General features: G+C 67.7%; 18 protein-coding genes and 1 pseudogene. 11 read left to right on the top strand and 8 right to left on the bottom strand.

Features of this window, described 5'->3' with window-relative positions; translation table 11 throughout:
* The first annotated feature begins 65 nt into the window (after positions 1-65).
* On the top strand, positions 66-896 hold the full coding sequence (locus tag AC1DD3_RS15895) for an alpha/beta hydrolase (protein ID WP_230118241.1): 831 nt from the start codon (positions 66-68) through the stop codon (positions 894-896).
* 105 nt (positions 897-1001) lie between these two features.
* On the opposite strand, the gene AC1DD3_RS15890 is transcribed toward AC1DD3_RS15895, so the two are convergent.
* The 3 genes from AC1DD3_RS15890 to AC1DD3_RS15880 all read right to left on the bottom strand — a co-directional run bounded on the left by AC1DD3_RS15890 (position 1002) and on the right by AC1DD3_RS15880 (position 3198).
* The gene (locus AC1DD3_RS15890) at positions 1002-1763 is read right to left on the bottom strand and encodes a YcnI family copper-binding membrane protein (RefSeq protein ID WP_230118172.1); all 762 of its coding nucleotides are present in this window, start codon (positions 1761-1763) and stop codon (positions 1002-1004) included.
* Positions 1764-1879: 116 nt separating this feature from the next.
* Positions 1880-2494 (bottom strand): hypothetical protein, encoded by a 615-nt coding sequence (locus tag AC1DD3_RS15885; RefSeq protein ID WP_230118171.1) that lies wholly within the window; start codon positions 2492-2494, stop codon positions 1880-1882.
* 116 nt (positions 2495-2610) lie between these two features.
* A complete protein-coding gene (locus AC1DD3_RS15880) occupies positions 2611-3198 on the bottom strand; it encodes a copper resistance CopC family protein (protein WP_230118170.1) in 588 nt (195 codons plus the stop codon).
* 185 nt (positions 3199-3383) lie between these two features.
* On the opposite strand from AC1DD3_RS15880, the gene AC1DD3_RS15875 reads away from it, so the two are divergent.
* The 8 genes from AC1DD3_RS15875 to AC1DD3_RS15840 all read left to right on the top strand — a co-directional run bounded on the left by AC1DD3_RS15875 (position 3384) and on the right by AC1DD3_RS15840 (position 10039).
* Positions 3384-4010, top strand: a complete 627-nt coding sequence (locus AC1DD3_RS15875; protein ID WP_230118169.1) for a hypothetical protein — start codon at positions 3384-3386, stop codon at positions 4008-4010.
* Positions 4011-4112: 102 nt separating this feature from the next.
* Entirely contained in the window at positions 4113-4853 is a 741-nt protein-coding gene (locus tag AC1DD3_RS15870) for a YcnI family copper-binding membrane protein (RefSeq protein WP_476882066.1), read from the top strand.
* Positions 4854-5249: 396 nt separating this feature from the next.
* Positions 5250-6344, top strand: coding sequence for a ferredoxin reductase (locus AC1DD3_RS15865; protein ID WP_230118240.1), 1095 nt, complete (start codon positions 5250-5252; stop codon positions 6342-6344).
* Between the two features lie 13 nt (positions 6345-6357).
* A complete protein-coding gene (locus AC1DD3_RS15860) occupies positions 6358-7539 on the top strand; it encodes a fatty acid desaturase family protein (RefSeq protein ID WP_230118167.1) in 1182 nt (393 codons plus the stop codon).
* Between the two features lie 102 nt (positions 7540-7641).
* Positions 7642-8607 carry a carbohydrate kinase family protein gene (locus AC1DD3_RS15855; protein WP_230118166.1) on the top strand — a complete coding sequence of 322 codons (966 nt, stop codon included), beginning with the start codon at positions 7642-7644 and terminating at the stop codon, positions 8605-8607.
* 9 nt (positions 8608-8616) lie between these two features.
* Complete coding sequence (locus tag AC1DD3_RS15850) at positions 8617-9147, top strand: YbhB/YbcL family Raf kinase inhibitor-like protein (protein ID WP_230118165.1); 531 nt, start codon at positions 8617-8619, stop codon at positions 9145-9147.
* Between the two features lie 72 nt (positions 9148-9219).
* Positions 9220-9549, top strand: coding sequence for a PepSY domain-containing protein (locus AC1DD3_RS15845; protein WP_230118164.1), 330 nt, complete (start codon positions 9220-9222; stop codon positions 9547-9549).
* Between the two features lie 13 nt (positions 9550-9562).
* Positions 9563-10039, top strand: a complete 477-nt coding sequence (locus AC1DD3_RS15840) for an NUDIX hydrolase (protein ID WP_476882065.1) — start codon at positions 9563-9565, stop codon at positions 10037-10039.
* Here the strand turns inward: AC1DD3_RS15840 and nagA are convergent.
* From nagA to AC1DD3_RS15820, 4 genes are read right to left on the bottom strand one after another with little or no spacing between them, the layout of a single operon-like run.
* Positions 10008-11180: an N-acetylglucosamine-6-phosphate deacetylase gene (gene nagA, locus AC1DD3_RS15835; RefSeq protein WP_230118162.1), complete on the bottom strand. Its 1173-nt coding sequence runs from the start codon at positions 11178-11180 to the stop codon at positions 10008-10010. The two genes, AC1DD3_RS15840 and nagA, sit on opposite strands and share 32 nt — an antisense overlap.
* A complete protein-coding gene (locus tag AC1DD3_RS15830) occupies positions 11177-12253 on the bottom strand; it encodes an SIS domain-containing protein (protein ID WP_476882064.1) in 1077 nt (358 codons plus the stop codon). Before AC1DD3_RS15830 ends, nagA begins: the two co-directional genes overlap by 4 nt.
* Positions 12254-12293: 40 nt before the next feature.
* Positions 12294-13316 (bottom strand): N-acetylglucosamine kinase, encoded by a 1023-nt coding sequence (locus tag AC1DD3_RS15825; protein WP_230118160.1) that lies wholly within the window; start codon positions 13314-13316, stop codon positions 12294-12296.
* Complete coding sequence (locus tag AC1DD3_RS15820) at positions 13316-14719, bottom strand: sugar porter family MFS transporter (RefSeq protein WP_230118159.1); 1404 nt, start codon at positions 14717-14719, stop codon at positions 13316-13318. Before AC1DD3_RS15820 ends, AC1DD3_RS15825 begins: the two co-directional genes overlap by 1 nt.
* Positions 14720-14846: 127 nt before the next feature.
* Between AC1DD3_RS15820 and AC1DD3_RS15815 the strand changes: the two genes are divergently transcribed.
* Entirely contained in the window at positions 14847-15560 is a 714-nt protein-coding gene (locus tag AC1DD3_RS15815) for a GntR family transcriptional regulator (RefSeq protein ID WP_230118158.1), read from the top strand.
* A gap of 172 nt (positions 15561-15732) precedes the next feature.
* The gene (locus AC1DD3_RS15810; protein ID WP_230118157.1) at positions 15733-16170 is read left to right on the top strand and encodes a hypothetical protein; all 438 of its coding nucleotides are present in this window, start codon (positions 15733-15735) and stop codon (positions 16168-16170) included.
* A gap of 146 nt (positions 16171-16316) precedes the next feature.
* Here AC1DD3_RS15810 and AC1DD3_RS15805 read toward each other — a convergent pair.
* A pseudogene (locus tag AC1DD3_RS15805) lies at positions 16317-16554 on the bottom strand (sulfonate ABC transporter substrate-binding protein); the annotation flags it as partial.

Raw genomic sequence — 16554 nt, 5'->3', positions numbered from 1 at the left:
CCGCGGCAGTGGTGACGCCGGAGGCGCTGGTCGCCTCCTGCCCACCGGGACCCAAGGAGGATGCAGTGAAGCGGCAGAAGTACCAGTACGGTGACCACCCCAGCCAATGGGGCGAGCTCTTCCTGCCGGAAACGCCGCCGCCGTCCTCGTCCCGGAACCCCAGGCGTCCGGCATTCCGCGGCGTGGTGGTGGTCATCCATGGCGGCTACTGGCGCTCGCAGTACGGTGCCGAGCTGGGCGAGCCACTGGCCAAGGACCTTGCGGCCCACGGGATGGCGGCCTGGAACCTGGAATACCGCCGGGCAGGCAACGGCGGCGGCTGGCCCCACACCTTCGAGGACGTGCTGGCGGGGATCGACAAACTCCGCGGAATCGCGGACGAGCACGGACTTGACCTTGGCCGCGTGGTGGCGCTGGGGCACTCCGCCGGCGGCCACCTCGCCGTCTGGGCCGCCGGCCGGGACCGGCTGGCAGGACTTGGCACCCCGGACGCTGACCGGCAGGTCCTGCGGAACCTCAATGGCGAGGCCGTGCATCTGACGGGAGTGGTCAGCCAGTCCGGGCTGCTCAACCTCGCCCAGGCCGACTGGCTTGATCTCAGCAACGGGGCTGTGACCAACCTGATGGGCGGCTCGGCCGGAAAGTATCCCAAGCGCCACAAATATGCGGACCCCATGAGCGCGGTTCCGCTGGACGTGCCGGTCTACGCGGTCCATGGCCTTGACGACGACACCGTTCCGATGAGCCAGTCCGAAGCCTATGCCGCGGCGGCCCGAGCCGCGGGGGCACCGGTCCAGGTGGTGAAAGTCCCGGGCGACCACTTCGCGCTGATCGACCCGAAGGCCTCGTCCTACCGGAAATGCCGGGAACTCGTGCAGGAGCTGCTCGGACTTTAGGTGCAGCGGTGAACCGCTTTCTGGAAGCGAAACCGCCGCCGGCGAGGCCAGCGGCGGTTTCGTTGAAGCGATTGCCGGCGGGCAGTGCCGGCGCGGGTCAGCGGGTCAGCTGGTCCTGGCAGTCCGCGTGCGGGCCAGGGCGGTCCCGCCGGCGGCGAGGCCGATCAGTCCGGCGGCGAGTCCGACCCAGCCGGCGACGTCGCCGCCGTTGGACGATGTTGCCGCGGCAGGAGTCGTTGACGAGGCCTCGGTGGCTGAATGTGCCGTCTCAGCCGTTTCGCCTGCTGTCGTGACAAAGGACGGCGCCGGGTGGGACTCTTGCTCCTCTGTCGCCGGCGTTGAGGAGGCCGTCGCGGTGTGATCGTGTGCGGCCTCTGCCTTGTCGGACCAGTTGACGGTGGTCCCGTCGGTGTAGCCCTGCACGGCAGGCAAGGTCACGGTGGTTCCGGCGCCGGGAAGCCTGCCCACGGAAAGGGTGAAGGTCTGGAATTCGTTCTGCCCGATCTGGTGTGCAGTGTCGGCAGTCCAGACGACGCTTGAGGGTGCCTTGGTTATGGTGGCCCCGTCCACCTTCACCGGTTTGGGCAGGCTGGCGGTGATGACCTGGGCCTTCCAGCCGTCCATGGGCTTGACCGACACCGAGGTCAGCGGCGTATCTGTGGGGAGCTTGACCTCGAGCCGGTTGGTCTTGGCGGTGGGGGACTCGTTCGGGACGCTGAAGGTCAGCTTGGTGAATCCGCCCTCGGCGGTCGCGGACGGATCGACGGTGACGTGCGCTGTGGCGGCGGCGGCGCCGGCGGCCAGGAGTCCTGCGGCCATGGTGGTGGCGGCAGCAGTCTTGAGGGTACGGCGAACGGAGGTCTTCATGGCGGGAGTGCCTTTCACAAGTAAAAACGGATCAGGAACGGGCGGCCGGTGCGGCGGCCCGGGACAGCGGCGAAGCGCCGCCGTCGGCCCCTGTCCGTGGATGAAAGGGGCTGGCTCTAGGCGGCGGGCGCGAACACGGGAGGACCCCGCCGGGTGGGCAGCCGCAGCCCAAGGCGAGCCGGGCGAAGGATGGCGGTCACCGTGCAGGGCCCGGGAATCCTGGCCGGAACGATGGCGGCAGGTTCGGGCGGCCGCAGCAACGGGCGCAGCCAGGAGGCCAGGATCCCGAGGGCCTGTTCGCCGCGGGCCAGGAGAAGCGCGGCGCCCAGCGTCGCCACAGTGTGGACGGCAAACATGAAGCCGTCGGGCGCGGACGAATGGATCGGCGTGGCCATCAACGTCTCGTGGACCAGGGATGTCCCCGGGTGCGCGGCGTGGCCGGCAAGAAGAGCCTGTGGAACCCCGGCCGGGGGCGACGCGGCGGACAGGGTGTTGAAGGCCCAGTGAAGCCAGAGCTGTCCGGCGCCGAGGAGGCCGGTCAGTACCGGAAACGACAGCCGGAATCGGGTCAGCGCAGCCACCGGGACCATGGTCACGGCACACAAAGCCGCCAGGATGGCCGGTTGCGGAAGCAGGCCCCCGCCGCCCAGGTGCCCACCGGCCGCGAAACCTAGGACGATTGACCCGATCAGCCCGGTGCGGAAAAGCCGGAACGAGGCACGGGGCATCATCGGCGGTCCTTTCCGGAAGATCAACGGTCACAGCAGCGGTGGCACAAATTCTACTGCCAGACCCGTTTCAGGGGCCGCGCCGGACGGCAATCATGACGCTGCACCGCTCCGGGGGCCTACGGCTCTTCAGCGGTGTCGTTGCCGGTCAGGCGACGACGCACGTACAAGCCTGTGACGAGCAGCCCGGCGGCGAGCACCGTTCCCCCCGCGGCCGGGATCCACGGAAAGCCTGTTGCCTCGCCGGGTTTCCGGGCAGCGGCGGAGGGTGAGGACAGTTCCGCGGTTCCGGGCTGCGCGGTGCTGTTCGTGCGTCCTGCCGTGAAACTGAAACGTCCCTCGATCGGATGTGAATCCGAGGACACCACACGCCACACGACCGTGTACCGGCCAGCCGGCGCGCCGGGCTTCACCGCCTGGTCGACGTGGTTGTCCACGATGACCACCGGGCCGTCGGATTGGCTCGTCCCGCTTTCGTCCTTGACCAGGATCTCTGAACCCAGCGCGATCGGCGGATTGTTGAGCGTCAGCCGGACCGCCGCCGGGACCGCCGCAACAACGGATCCGTCAGCGGGCTCCGCCGCCTCGATCACATCGTGCGCGGCAGCCGGCGTCAGCGGGGCCAACGACAGGAGCGCCACCAGCGCCGCAAGGACGAGGCCGCCAACAGGGACGCGCACCCGCTTCCTCCAATGCTGGAAACCCATGGCGCACCATCCTCTGTCATCAGGGAGTATTTCCGCCCCAGTGTACGGCCCGCACAAGCTTTGCGAACCACCAATCCGGGGCGGTCACCGGAACGAATGGCCATCAGCCGTCCAAGGTTTTTCCACGCTGACCTGCCTACCGTCAGCCTTGTCATACCGTTGTGGACCCAGGGGAGGAGACGCGGATGGAACTACGTCATTCACTGCGCCTCTTCCGTGCGGTCCTCATCACGGCCGCGACGATGTCCGTGGCCGCCGCGGGGCATGTCCTCGGCGGCGGCGCGCTTCCCGCTCCCGGGACCGTTGCCGTTCTGGCCGCGCTCCTGCTGATACCTGTGGCGTGGCTTGCGGCGCGGGAGCTTTCTTTCCTGACCCTGCTGGGCGTGCTGGGAGCCGGGCAACTGCTGCTCCACGACGCCTTCACCTCCTTTTCAGCCCCGGCGGTTTGCCTGCCGTCGCTCGCTGGCCAAATGTCACATCACGGACAGGCCATGGTCATGGGGTGCCCTGCCGCCGGGCCGGCTTCCATGCCGCTTCACCTCGGCATTGGTTCCGACTCGCCGCCCATGCTCGCCTGCCACGTCTTCGCACTGCTGGTGACCGCCTGGCTGCTGCGCCGGGGCGAGGTGGCACTCTGGTTACTCCTGGCCTGGCTCCGCCCCCTCGTGCAGCTGCCCCAACCCTCGGTGGTCATTCCCGTCCGCCAACGGACCCTGGCCGCAGGCCGGCCCTTCGTGCCCGCGCCTTGGCGGAACCTGCGGACCAACAGCCTCCGGGGGCCGCCCGCGGCCGCCCCGTGCGCTCTGCCCTGACCTTTCGAAAACGGGGGCTGGGTGCACGGGACGCAGACTCCCTTCACCCATCACCGCGCTGTCCTCCGTCCGAGAGCGGCAGCACCCCCGAAAGGCTTTGTCATGAACACCGCAACCCCGCGCGCCCTGAAAACCGTCACCGTCCTCGCCGCCGCAGCCGGCCTCATGGCCTTGGGCGTCGGTGCCGCCTCCGCCCACGTCCACGTCGATCCGGAGTCCACCTCCGCCGGCGGATTCTCCCAGCTGACCTTCAAGGTTCCCAACGAATCCGAGGCGGCCAAGACCACCAAACTCACCGTCACCCTCCCCACGGGCACGCCCTTCACGTCGGTTTCGGTCAAGCCCCTGGACGGCTGGTCGGCCAAAGTTGCCGAAGCGAAGCTCCCCGCACCCGTCACCGTGGAAGGGGCCACGATCACCAAGGCCGCCTCCACTGTCACCTGGACCGCGGACGCCGCCCATCAGCTCGGGCAGCACGAATACCAGACCTTCTCCATCTCCGTTGGCCGGCTCCCCTCTGCGGGCACCACCGTGTCGCTGCCGGTAGCACAGGCGTACTCCGACGGAACCGTCGTCAACTGGAACGAGGCCGAAACCCCCGGCCAGGCCGAACCCAACCATCCCGTTCCCTCCTTCGTCACCACCGCGGCAGCCGACGAGCATGCCCCGGCAGAGGCCGTCGTCGACACCACCGCCGCATCCGCAACCGCGCCGGTCACGCCCGCTCCGGACAACACCTTCGGCATCCTTGGCCTCACCGCAGGAGCACTCGGGCTGGGTGCGGGCGCGACGGCCCTGGTCCGGACACGGACAGTCCGGACGCGGACCGTCCAAAAGGACTGACTCAACGCACGTCCAGGCAGAAGCCCGGCCCCCGGTACCTGATGCGCAACGCATCCCGGCGGCCGGGCTTCGCCATGACGCGCAGAGGGTCATCCGACAGAGAGCGGGAACTCCGCCGATGTCTGTTCGTTGCAGAGCCAGGGGGTAGATCGCAAAGCAGCACTCTGGAGGCGGCGTACCAGCCCTGCCAATAGGTTCTGCTGGGCCTTGAGCGTCGCGCGGTAAGTACACTTACTATTTATGTCTGATGGGTAAATTTTCACGTTCCGGCGGCCCGGTTGCTAGTGGCACCGGCTTGCGGGACTCTTATAGCGGGGGTTGAGGTAGTTTTGTATATTACGATCACCGGTTTCACTAGGAGATACAAATGGGTGAATCCAACAGGTGGTGGACAGCATGATTCGGCTCCGTAAATTGGCGCGCGCCGCGTCTGTTTTGACCACCCCGTTGGCGCCGGAGGATATTCTCGCGCTTTTTAATCCAGTCTTTTCGGCCCGCCAGCTGCGCGGCGTCGTCACCAAAGTTGTGCCGGAAACGGCGGACTCTGCCACCATCCACTTCCGTCCCGGGCGCGGCTGGAAGGCCCATAAGGCCGGCCAGTGGGCCCGGATCGGCGTGGAACTCGACGGCGTGCGCCACTGGCGCTCCTACTCGCTCAGCGCTCCCGCCGGGCAGGACCCTGCCATCACCGTGAGTGACGTGGGCGCGGTGTCCGGCGTCCTGGTCCGGACCACGCGTCCCGGAGATGTGCTGTTCCTGGCGCCGCCGCAGGGCGACTTTGTCCTGCCGGAGCACCCGCGGCCGCTGCTGATGCTCACCGCGGGGAGCGGTATCACCCCCGTCATGTCCATGATCCGCACCTTGGTGCCGCACCGCCCGGATGCCGACGTCGTGCTTATCCACTCGGCCCGGACCCCGCAGGACAGCATCTTCCATGAGGAGCTCTCCGAACTCGCGGACCAGTTCCCCAACTTCCGCGTCACCCACTGGTACACCGGCGAACGCGGCCGCATGGACTTCGGATCCCCCGCCCAGCTGGAGGACCTCTGCCCGGACTGGCGCCAGCGCGCCGCCTATGCGTGCGGCCCCGAGGGCTTCCTGGACGACGCCGAGGCGCTGTGGTCCGCCGAAGCGGCCGCCCACGTGGAGGCGGCGCCGGGACCGTTTGCGGCAGACCCTATCAACCTGATCATCGAACGCTTCAACACCAGCCTGCTGGGCGGGGCCGGGCACGACGGCGGACTGGTCACCTTTGAAGCCTCCGACCGCGAAGTGGAGGCGGACGGGAACACCCCGCTGCTGGATGTGGGCGAAGACGCCGGCGTCCTCATGCCCAGCGGCTGCCGCATGGGCATCTGCCACAGCTGCCTCACGCCGCTGCGCGCCGGCCACGTCCGCGACCTTCGCACCGGCGAGGTCCATGGTGAGCCGGGCCAACTAATCCAGACGTGTGTCTCGGCAGCCGCCGGGCCCGTTAACCTCGAGATCTGAGGAGCAACAAAGCATGACAGCAATATCTGACCGCACAGCCGCAGAATCGACGTCGATCAACGGGCCGACGGCCAAACCCCGTCCCGGAGCCCTGGCCACGTCGGGGAGCCCGCTCGTGCGACCGCCCGCGGCCGCTCACCTTACCGACGAGCAGGTGGCCGAGCTCGGCCGCGAGCTGGACGCCATCAAGGATGAGGTCCTCGCCAAGCGCGGTGCGTCCGACGCCGCCTACATCCGGCGCGTTATCAAGGTCCAGCGGGGCCTGGAAATCTCCGGCCGGGCAGCCCTCCTGATGGGCCGCAACAAGGCCGCCTGGATCACTGGCACCACGCTGTTGAGCGTCGCCAAGATCCTGGAAAATATGGAGATCGGCCACAACATCCTGCACGGACAGTGGGACTGGATGCGCGATCCCGACATCCACTCCACCACCTGGGAGTGGGACTTCGTGACCCCGGCCCGTTCGTGGCAGCACACCCACAACGACCTCCACCACCGCTGGACCAACGTGGTGGGCAGGGACAACGACGTCGGATACAACCTCCTGCGCATGGACGCCGACCAGCCGTGGAAGCCGCACAACCTCGGCAACCCCCTGTACAACGCCATCCTGGCTCCCATCTTCGAATGGGGAATCGCCATCTACGACCTCGAGCTGGTGGACTACCAGGAGGGCAAGAAGACCAAGGAGGCCATGCAGCGTGACCTCAAGGCCCTGGGCCGCAAGGTAGTCACACAGTTCACCAAGGACTACGCCGCCACTCCGGCCGTCGCCATGCTGACCGGCTCGGGCAAGCAGGCGCTGTACGGCACGCTGACCGCCAATGCCGTCCGCAATGTTTGGGCCCATGCGGTGATCTTCTGCGGCCACTTCCCCGAAGGGGCGGACACGTTCACCGAGGAAATGGTGGAAGGCGAGACCCGCGGCGACTGGTACGTCCGGCAGATGATCGGCTCGGCCAACATCTCCGGCTCCAAGTTCATGCACCTCATGACCGGAAACCTGTCCCACCAGATCGAGCACCACCTTTTCCCGGACCTGCCGTCCAACCGGTACGGCGAGGTTGCCCCGAAGGTGCAGGAAATCTGCAAGCGCTACGGCCTGCCGTACACCACGGGACCGCTGCTCAAGCAGGTGGGTTCCTCGTGGGCCAAGGTCTTCAAACTCGCGCTGCCGGGAAAGAAGAAGTCCTAGACAGCCAGTGACCGCAACAGCGCGGCGGGCCCAACAGTCCGCCGCGCTGTTTGTGCCCGGACGGACAGAGCGCCGGGCGGCGTTCTCTGGCAGAGTATGACCATGCTCACAGTTATAGGCGAGGGCCTCGTTGACGTGGTCCAGCGCACCTCCGGAATCGAAGCCCACGTGGGCGGCAGCCCGCTCAACGTCGCCGTGGGGCTCGCCCGCCTGGGCCATCCCGTGCAGTTCGTCGGCCGCTACGGCCGCGACGCCTACGGCGAATCCGTCGCTGCGCACCTGAAGGCCAGCTCCGTCATGCTCCCGCAGACCCCGGATTCCCTGCCCACCAGCGTGGCCACCGCCTTAGTGGACGACGACGGCGCGGCCACCTACACGTTCGACCTCGCCTGGGAGCTTCCCGGCCTCGCGGAGCGCCTGCCCTTCATGCTGCAGGGCACCACCCTGCTGCACACCGGCTCCATTGCCACCATGCTGGCGCCGGGCGCCGCTGACGTACTGGCCGCCGTCGAACATTCCCACCCGGCGGCGACCATCAGCTTCGACCCCAACTGCCGGCCCAGCATCATCACCGACGCAGACTACGCCCGCCGCCAGGCGGAGAAATTCGTGACCCTCTCAGACATCGTCAAGGCGTCCGACGAGGATCTCGCGTGGCTGTACCCTGGTGCGGACGTGCTTGATTCCGCCCGCCGCTGGCTGTCGCTGGGCGGCTCGGAAGGGCCGGCCATGGTGGTGGTGACGCGCGGTGCGGCCGGACCGTGGGGCATCACGGCGGCAGGTGAAACTGAGTTCGCTGCGCCCAAGGTGGAAGTGGCGGACACCGTCGGGGCAGGTGACTCCTTCATGGCGGCGCTGCTCTCCGGGGTGGTGGACCGCGGACTGGACGGCGCCCAGAACCGGGCGGACCTGCGGGCTTTGCCGGCCGAGGGCCTCGCTGCGCTCCTGGCCCACGCGAGCCGCGCCGCCGCCGTAACGGTGTCCCGTGCCGGCGCCAACCCGCCCACCAGGGCGGAACTCAACCGCATCGAAGAAGCAGCAGAGGAAGCAGAAGTTCCCACCATCTGAAAGGCAGCCATGACATCCTCCGGTCCATTTTCAGACCTGCCGGACGTACCGTCGTTCGGGCTCAGCAGCGAATCATTCCGGAACGGTGAAACACTGCCGCCCGCCCAACGCAGCGGCAGGATGCACGCCGGCGGGCAGGATGAATCGCCGCAGCTGAGCTGGAGCGGGGCGCCCGAAGGGACCAGAAGCTACGCCGTTACCGTGTTCGATCCGGACGCACCGGGTGCCGGCGGGTTCTGGCACTGGGCCGTTCTTAACCTTCCGGCGGACGTCACCTCGCTGCGGGAGGGGGCAGGGGCCGAGGGCGGACAGCAGCTTCCGGACGGCGTGGTGCAGTTGAAGAATGACGCCGGATTCCGGGGCTACCTTGGTGCCGCGCCGCCGCCCGGGCACGGCCCGCACCGTTACATTGTCACGGTCTATGCGCTGGGTGTGGAGGACCTCGACACCCGGGCGGGTGCGCGGCCGGCGAGCCTGGGAACTGAGTTGGCGAAACACCTGCTCGGTTCGGCGACGATCACCGGCGTCTACAGCCGTTGAGCAACAAAGCCGTCGTTGTGCATGCCGTGGATCGGGCGCACACTGGAAAAAAGCGTGAGAGGAGTCTTTGCCATGCGCAAAAGAACAGCGTGGATTGTCGGCGGGGCGCTGGCTGCAGCAGCCCTTGGAGGAGCAACGGTTGCAGCGGCGGCCGGGAACCCCTTCGACGATGACAAGGCCACGACCGGAGGCACCCAGAGCCCGCTGAGCCAGACCGACCGCGACAAGGCGATCCAGGCCGCCCTGGCCAAGGTGGGGCCGGGCACGGTTACCGACGTGGAGGGCGGCCGCGACCCCGGCTCTGCCTATGAAGTGGAGATCCAGCTGAACAGCGGTTCGGAAGTCGAAGTGAACCTCGGCCCGGACTTCCAGGTCCTGAACCAGGGAGCTGAGAACGACTGACCGCGGTTAGCCAATGACGGTCTGGAGCGCAGGCATTCTGCTGTACCGGCGGACGGCCAGATCCGAATTAGAGTTCTGGATAGCCCACATGGGCGGCCCGTTCTGGGCCCATAAGGATGCGCACGCCTGGTCAATTCCCAAGGGCGAGTACCTCGAGGACGAGGACCCGATGGTGGCGGCGAAGCGTGAGTTCGCCGAGGAGATGGGCGCGCCTCCACCCTCCGCCGATTACATCCAGCTGGGCTCCTTCCGGCAACCCTCGGGCAAGGTCGTCACCGTCTTTACAGCCGAGTCCGACTTCGCGCCCGGGGAAATCGTGAGCAACACCTTTTCGCTGGAATGGCCGAAGGGATCCGGCACAGTCCGCAGCTTCCCGGAGATCGACGACGCCAAATGGGCCACAGAGCCCGACGCCCGCACCAAGCTGGTAAAAGGCCAGGTGCCGATCCTCGACGCGCTCATCCAGCACGTCCGGAACGGCGGCGCCTGACGGGAGCGGCGGGCCGGCACCAGGTGCCGGACTTCATGGTCGCGGCAACCTTGAGGCCCTCATCGAGCACCACCAGGTCCGCGCGCCTGCCCGGTTCAAGACGGCCGACGTCGGAGAGCCCCAGCATGTCCGCCGGATTCTGGGTTGCCGCGCGGACCGCGTCGGCGAGCGGGAGGCCGGCATGGTTTACCGCGTGCCGGATGGCGGCGTCCAGCGTCAGCACGCTGCCGGCGATGGCGCCGTTGCTGGCCAGCCGCGCCTCGCCGTTGGCGACATGGACTTCAAGCCCGCCAAGCTGGTACGTCCCCTCAGAAGCACAGGCCGCCGCCATCGCATCGGTGACGAAGACTGCCCGGGCAGGGCTTCCCGAGATGAAGCGGACCAGCGACGGGTGCAGGTGCACGCCGTCCGCAATCACCTCTGCAAAGACGTTCGGGTCTTCCAGCAGTGCCAGTGCGGGCCCGGGTTCACGGTGGTGCAAGGGCCGCATGGCGTTGAACACATGGGTCCCCACTGTGGCCCCTGCGGCGATCGCCTGGCGGGCAAGGTCATAGCCGGCACCGGTGTGGCCGATTGCTGCGACTGCGCCGTGGCCGGTGATCTGCCGGATCGCCGCCAGACCCCCTTCAAGCTCGGGTGCCACCGTTACCATCCGTACCGTGCCCCGGCCGGCCAGCATCAGCCGGTCGATGCTGGCCGGGTCCGGCAACTGCAGCAGGTCTTTGGTGTGCGCGCCGCGGTGGGAGGGGCTGAGCCAGGGTCCTTCGAGGTGGATTCCGGCCAGCACGCCATCCTCCACCAGGCCCGCCAGGGCGGCAACAGCCGTCTTAAGCTCTGCCAAAGGCGCAGTGACGAGACTTGCCATCAGCGTGGTGGTGCCGTGCTCCAGGTGTACTGCGGCGATCTTGACGGCTGCTGCGGCGGGGTCCGGATCGTTGAAGCTGAAGCCGCCGCCGCCGTGAATGTGGGCGTCAATGAAGCCCGGTGCCACAGTCCCTTCCGGAAAGCTTGCGTCGGGTTCGCGGGGAGGGGACCCGGCACCTACCGCGCTGATCTGGCCGGACCGGGTTTCCACCCAGCCAGGCTCGAGGACCGCGCCGGGTGCGATGACACGGGCTGCGGAAATGAGCGTGGTACTCACCAGGTTTCCGTGATTTTACGCAGCCCCCGGGGTGCGTCGGGGTCGCGGTGGCGGGCAGCGGCCATGGCGTGGGCCAGGCGCTGCAATGGCAGGATTTCAAGGATTGGAGCAAGCTGCTCGTGCACCGCCGGCAGGGGCACCAGATGGTTCAGTGGCCGGGCTGCGGCGGGGTCGCCGACAACGCAGACGTCTGCCCCGCGCTCAGCCAGCCGTTCCAGCACCGGCTGCAGGGCACGGCCGCCGGCGCCGGGCGAAGCGATGGCGATGACGGGGCGGTCCTCGTCAATCATCGCGAACGGCCCGTGCAGGAGGTCCGCTCCGGAGAAGGCATGGGCTGCCAGGTAGGACGTCTCCATGAGTTTCAACGCCGCCTCTCGTGCCGTGGGATAGGAGAAACCGCGCCCCGTGGTGATGATGTGATTGACGAACCGGTAGCGGTCTGCCACCTCAAGTATCTCCGGTCCGGCGAGGACGTCGGCGGCGTGGCCGGGCAGGACCGACGCGTCGGCCCCTTCCCCGCCGGCCCAGGCATCGATGAGCAGCCAGAGCGCCAGCAGCTGGGACGTGTAGCTCTTGGTGGCGGCCACGGCACGTTCCGGCCCTGCCAGAATGTCCACATGGTGCTGGGCGGCACCCGCCAGTGGCGACGACGGCGCGTTGGTCACGGCCACGGTGACGGCGCCGCCGCGCGCCGCGGCGGCGGTGGAGTCCACCAGGTCGGGGGACCCGCCCGACTGGCTGACCGCCAGCCAGAGGACGCCGTTCATCTTCGGTTCAGCGCCGTACACGGTGAGGCTCGACGGCGAGGCCAGCCCGGCGGGCAGCCCCAGCACCGTTTCGATGAGGTACTTCGCGTACAGGGCCGCGTGATCGCTCGTGCCCCGGGCGGCCAGCAGGACGTAACGGACGTCTGAGGCGCGAAGTGTGGCGGCAAGACGCCGGATGTCGGCGCGGCCGACGTCGAGCTGGCGGGTGAGGGCGTCGGGCTGCTCGAGGATTTCAGCTGCCATCAGCGCCCCCGGCGCCTGAAGGGTGGAACCGGCTGCGGGCAAAGTGATGTTCGGCGGTGTCATGGGATCTCCTGTTGATCGAATGGATGGTGAAGCGATGGTTTTAGGCCGGAGAGTGGATGGAATGGTTCGAACGGTGGGGCATGCCGGCGCCGGTGGAGTTGGCCAGTTCCTGGGCCAGCTTCACGGCGCCCCAGGCGGGGGCGCGGTCCAGGACCCTGACGTCGGTCAGCCCGCGTCCTTCCAGAAACGCCCGGACACGGCCGGCCAGGAGCGGCTGGTTGACCAGCATCCCGCCGGCCAGGAGGACGGGTGGACCTGCTGATCCGGGAGCGCCGGACCCGTGACCATCGGATCCCGGAAGGCCGCCCAGCCGCTCGTTGACGGCGACGGCCAAGGCTGCCAGTTGCCGGGCGGCGTCCTCGGCGATGGCGTTGGCGGCCACGTCCCCCATGGCAGCCACGTCGAACACTGTGCCGGCAAGGCCGGCCCAATACCGGCGTTCCGGGTTGCGGTAGAAGAGGTCCAGCAGCGCCAGGGGTTCGGCGGCGCCGGTCCGTTTCAGGATGCGCACCGACAGCGGCCCGGGAGGCTTGCCCGCGTCGTGTTCAGTGAGTACGTTGCGAACGGCGCTGCGGGTGACGGCGTAGCCGCTTCCTTCGTCGCCCAGCAGGTACCCCCAGCCGCCCGCCCTGGCTTCGCGGCCGTCCGCGCTCTGTGCCCAGGCGGCGGAACCGGTGCCGGAGATCAGGACCGTGCCGGCGTCCAGGCTTTCCGCTGCGAGGATGATGCGGGTGTCGTGGACCACCTGGATCCGGGCTTCCGGGAACCTTCGCGAGAGCATGGCCGCGAGCCGGTCCCGGCTCTCGGGAGTGTCTGCCCCGGCAGCGCCGGCGCAGACGGTGTGGATTCCGTGGCCGTCAGGGTTTCCGGCGCCGAGCCGGCGGGCGAGGCCGTCCAGTGCGGCGGAAGCCGCCGGCTCTCCGACTGAGGTGATGTTCGCGCTGCCGCCGGTGCACTCGACGACAGCCTGCCCGCCGTCGTCGGCGTTGTCATTGACAGCGTTGCCCGCCAGGATGGCGTGGGTCTTAGAGCCCCCGATATCCAGGCCGAGGACGCGGGGCATTACTTGGCCGCCGGCTTGCTGCCGGTCTGCTCCGGCCAGCGGGCGCCGTTTTCCCAGTAGTGCCGGATTTCTTCGAGGTTTCGGCCCTTGGTTTCCGGTGCGAGGCGGTGCACGAAGATGAACCCGGCGACGGCGAGGGCGCCGAACACGGCGAAGGTCCCGGCTCCGCCCAGGCGCTGCAGCATCGTGAGGAAGAACGCTGCGACGATGACGTTGGCCACGAGGTCGGAGGTCAGCATGGCGCTGGCGCCCAGGGACCGCAGGCGTGCCGGGAACGATTCCCCGGCGTAGACCCAGACCAGCGCGCCGAATCCGAACGTAAAGCCGACGGTGAACAGGAGGACGCCCAGGAATCCGATGACGGTCAGGGCTCCGCCGAAGTCGCGGCCCGCCATGAAGACGGCAACGAGAATGATGTTGGCGACGATCATCATCGCGATGCCGCCGAGGAGAATGGGCCGCCGCCCCACCTTGTCCACCAGGGACAGCGACACGAAGACGGCAACCAGCGAGGCGGCCTGGACCAGGGCAGGGAGCAAAAGCAGGGCGGCGTTGCCCGTGAAGCCCATCGCTTCGAAGATCCGCGGGCTGTAGTAGACCACGGCGTTGATGCCGGTGATCTGGATGAAGAAGCCCAGCCCGACCACGAAGACTGTGGCCTTGAGGTACGGGGAGCGCAGCATTTCCCGCAGGCCTCCGCCGCGTTCGTCGCCGATGGCGCGCTGCATGTCGGCCAGTTCGGCGTCCACGTCGGTGTGCGGTTCGATGGAGGACAGTGTGCGGCGGGCATCCTCGGTGCGTCCGCGCATCATGTACCAGCGGGCGGTGTCAGGGAGCCGGAGCGTGACGGCGAGGACCGCTGCCGCAGGGACGGCCGCCAGGCCCAGCATCAGGCGCCAGTTTTCGGTGGCGGACAAGGCATAGGCCGCCAGGTATCCGACGATGATGCCGATGACGGTGGCCACCTGGTAGGCGACGAGCAGGGCGCCCCGGACCTTCGGGGGCGCGGATTCGGCCACGAACACGGGCACCACCACCACGGAAATGCCGATCGTCAGGCCCAGCAGGAGCCGGGCAATGAGCAGCATGGGGACGTCCGCAGACAATGCGCTCAGGATGGCGAAGGCGGCATAGGCGCCGGCGACTCCCACCATGCACGCCTTGCGGCCAAAGAGGTTGGCGAGCCAGCCGCCCAGTACAGCGCCGAGGACTTCACCGACGACGACGGCGGTGGTCACCAGTTCCTGCTGGCTCGTGGAGAGCTGGAATTCCTTGGTGATGAAGAGCAGGGCGCCGGCGATATTTGAAAGATCGTAGCCGTAAATGATCCCGATGGTGGCGGCGGTGCCGCCGACCAGGAGGCCCAGACGGGGCGTCTGGCGAAGGTCTTGCAGGAACGACATCTTTGGGTCCTTGTCTGCCTAGGGGAGGGGTTTGGGTTCTCATTAAGCGAGTGCCTGAATTGGTATAAACCAATTTTCTCCATTTTGGCGTAGACCAATTTTCCTGTCAATAGGTAATATCGCAGTCATGGAGACCCACGCCGCTGCGCTGCCCAAGTACTACGTGCTCAAGGAGCAGATCCTCGCGCTCATCGAGGACGCAGCCCCGGGCACCTTGATTCCCACGGAGCGGGCGTTGGCCGAGCAGTACTCGACGTCCCGCACCACGGTCCGCCAGGCGATCGGGGAACTCGTGGCCGAGGGCCGCCTCGACCGAACACAGGGGCGGGGCACCTTTGTCGCGCCGCCGAAAGTCACGCATGTCCGCCAGCTCACCTCGTTTTCCGACGACGCGGCGAGTCAGGGGCTCACGGCGTCGGCCAAAATCCTGGATATGAGCACGGTGGCCGCCGATCCCGTCACCGCCCGGAGACTGGGAGTGGATCCCGGGACCGATGTCCATCGCGTCGAGCGCATCAGGCTGGTCAACGGCGAACCGCTCGCCCACGAAACAGCCTTCCTCGCCGGAGCGCTGCCGGACCTTGCGCACAACGTGGAGACCCGGGGATCGCTGTATTCCGCCTTAAGCGAGGACTACGGAATCCGCATCATTGAAGTGGAGGACACGGTGGAGACCAAGCTCGCCGGCCCCGATGAGGTCCGGCTGCTGGATGTCGAAATGGGGGCCCCGATGCTGCTGGTGCACCGGCTCGGCTTCAACCCGGAGGGCAGTCCTGTTGAGTGGACCCGGTCGGTTTTCCGGGGCGACAGGTTCCGCTTCGTGGCACGAATGCGCCTCTAGATCCCGGCCGCCGGCTGCCTGCGCCGGTGGCCTGCGCCCTGCGTTTCTTTACGCCATACTGCCGTTCGTTAAGCCGTGTTGCGTCCTGAGTCCGTCCGTGTCCTTGTGCATTGTGGACTAACCGTCCGAGTGGTTGGTTTGGTCCACAAGTACAGACAAGAACGGAGTCCCGATGATCACCGCTTTGGCTCGCAGGATCCGCGCACAGTGCAGCGAGGAACTGACTGTGTTCCGCGACCAGGTGTGTGCCTTGACCTGTCAGGACATCGGTACCGGCGGCCTGGACGGCGCCGCCACGGCCATGGCGCCCCGGCCGTCCTTGACCACGCCGGGTGTGTCAGTGGACATCGTGGGCTTTGCCCAGCGGCAGGCTTCGGGCGGCCCTGCTGAGGTGGGATTTTCGGTGGCCCTGCGTCTTGTTTCCGAGCGCGGTCCGGCCGGTGTCCACTGGGACGAGGCCCATGCCTGGGCGGGGGCTGTGGCCGGGGGACCGTGGACGGCGGCGGAATACACCGGCAGTCAGGCGGCGCCCGCGGCGATTGTCTTCCATTATCTGCTGAAGGCCCACGAGGCGTCCTACGTCCTCGACGAACTTCAGGGCGCGCTGTAGGCGCAGAATTCAGAACAGCAGGCGGACTGGTTCACCCCTGGTGCAGCACAAACAGCGAGGAGATCCGGCGGGAATGTTCCCGCCGGATCTCCTCTTTGTATTGAACTGGATTGTATTGAACTGGAACTGCCGGTCTGGCCTGAGGGTCAGTCCTTGCCGAGTCCGGCCGCGGAGGTCTTTTGCCCGGTGACGCCGTTCAGCGTGGTGAGGTCGAAGATGCCGTTGAGGTCGGCCAGTTTGGTGGTGCCGGCGTCCACGCCGTCCTGCAGCAGCTTGTTGAAGGCTCCGGCCAGCGGGTCAACGGTGAACACGATGTTCTTCAGGGACCGGTCGATGACGTCCTGCGGGAGCGCCTTGCCGGCCGCCTCCTTCAGGGCCGCGTTG

Source organism: Arthrobacter sp. 05T444, assembly GCF_056395905.1.
The sequence above is the reverse complement of the archived record's forward strand: the minus strand, read 5'-3'. Positions and strand labels throughout refer to the sequence as shown.

Bases quoted from the DNA above. Each gene is read 5' to 3' on its own strand.
- AC1DD3_RS15890 (WP_230118172.1), bottom strand. From the start codon at position 1,763: ATGAAGACCTCCGTTCGCCGTACCCTCAAGACTGCTGCCGCCACCACC.
- AC1DD3_RS15885 (WP_230118171.1), bottom strand. From the start codon at position 2,494: ATGATGCCCCGTGCCTCGTTCCGGCTTTTCCGCACCGGGCTGATCGGG.
- AC1DD3_RS15880 (WP_230118170.1), bottom strand. From the start codon at position 3,198: ATGGGTTTCCAGCATTGGAGGAAGCGGGTGCGCGTCCCTGTTGGCGGC.
- AC1DD3_RS15875 (WP_230118169.1), top strand. From the start codon at position 3,384: ATGGAACTACGTCATTCACTGCGCCTCTTCCGTGCGGTCCTCATCACG.
- AC1DD3_RS15870 (WP_476882066.1), top strand. From the start codon at position 4,113: ATGAACACCGCAACCCCGCGCGCCCTGAAAACCGTCACCGTCCTCGCC.
- AC1DD3_RS15865 (WP_230118240.1), top strand. From the start codon at position 5,250: ATGATTCGGCTCCGTAAATTGGCGCGCGCCGCGTCTGTTTTGACCACC.
- AC1DD3_RS15860 (WP_230118167.1), top strand. From the start codon at position 6,358: ATGACAGCAATATCTGACCGCACAGCCGCAGAATCGACGTCGATCAAC.
- AC1DD3_RS15855 (WP_230118166.1), top strand. From the start codon at position 7,642: ATGCTCACAGTTATAGGCGAGGGCCTCGTTGACGTGGTCCAGCGCACC.
- AC1DD3_RS15850 (WP_230118165.1), top strand. From the start codon at position 8,617: ATGACATCCTCCGGTCCATTTTCAGACCTGCCGGACGTACCGTCGTTC.
- AC1DD3_RS15845 (WP_230118164.1), top strand. From the start codon at position 9,220: ATGCGCAAAAGAACAGCGTGGATTGTCGGCGGGGCGCTGGCTGCAGCA.
- AC1DD3_RS15840 (WP_476882065.1), top strand. From the start codon at position 9,563: ATGACGGTCTGGAGCGCAGGCATTCTGCTGTACCGGCGGACGGCCAGA.
- AC1DD3_RS15830 (WP_476882064.1), bottom strand. From the start codon at position 12,253: ATGACACCGCCGAACATCACTTTGCCCGCAGCCGGTTCCACCCTTCAG.
- AC1DD3_RS15825 (WP_230118160.1), bottom strand. From the start codon at position 13,316: ATGCCCCGCGTCCTCGGCCTGGATATCGGGGGCTCTAAGACCCACGCC.
- AC1DD3_RS15820 (WP_230118159.1), bottom strand. From the start codon at position 14,719: ATGTCGTTCCTGCAAGACCTTCGCCAGACGCCCCGTCTGGGCCTCCTG.
- AC1DD3_RS15815 (WP_230118158.1), top strand. From the start codon at position 14,847: ATGGAGACCCACGCCGCTGCGCTGCCCAAGTACTACGTGCTCAAGGAG.
- AC1DD3_RS15810 (WP_230118157.1), top strand. From the start codon at position 15,733: ATGATCACCGCTTTGGCTCGCAGGATCCGCGCACAGTGCAGCGAGGAA.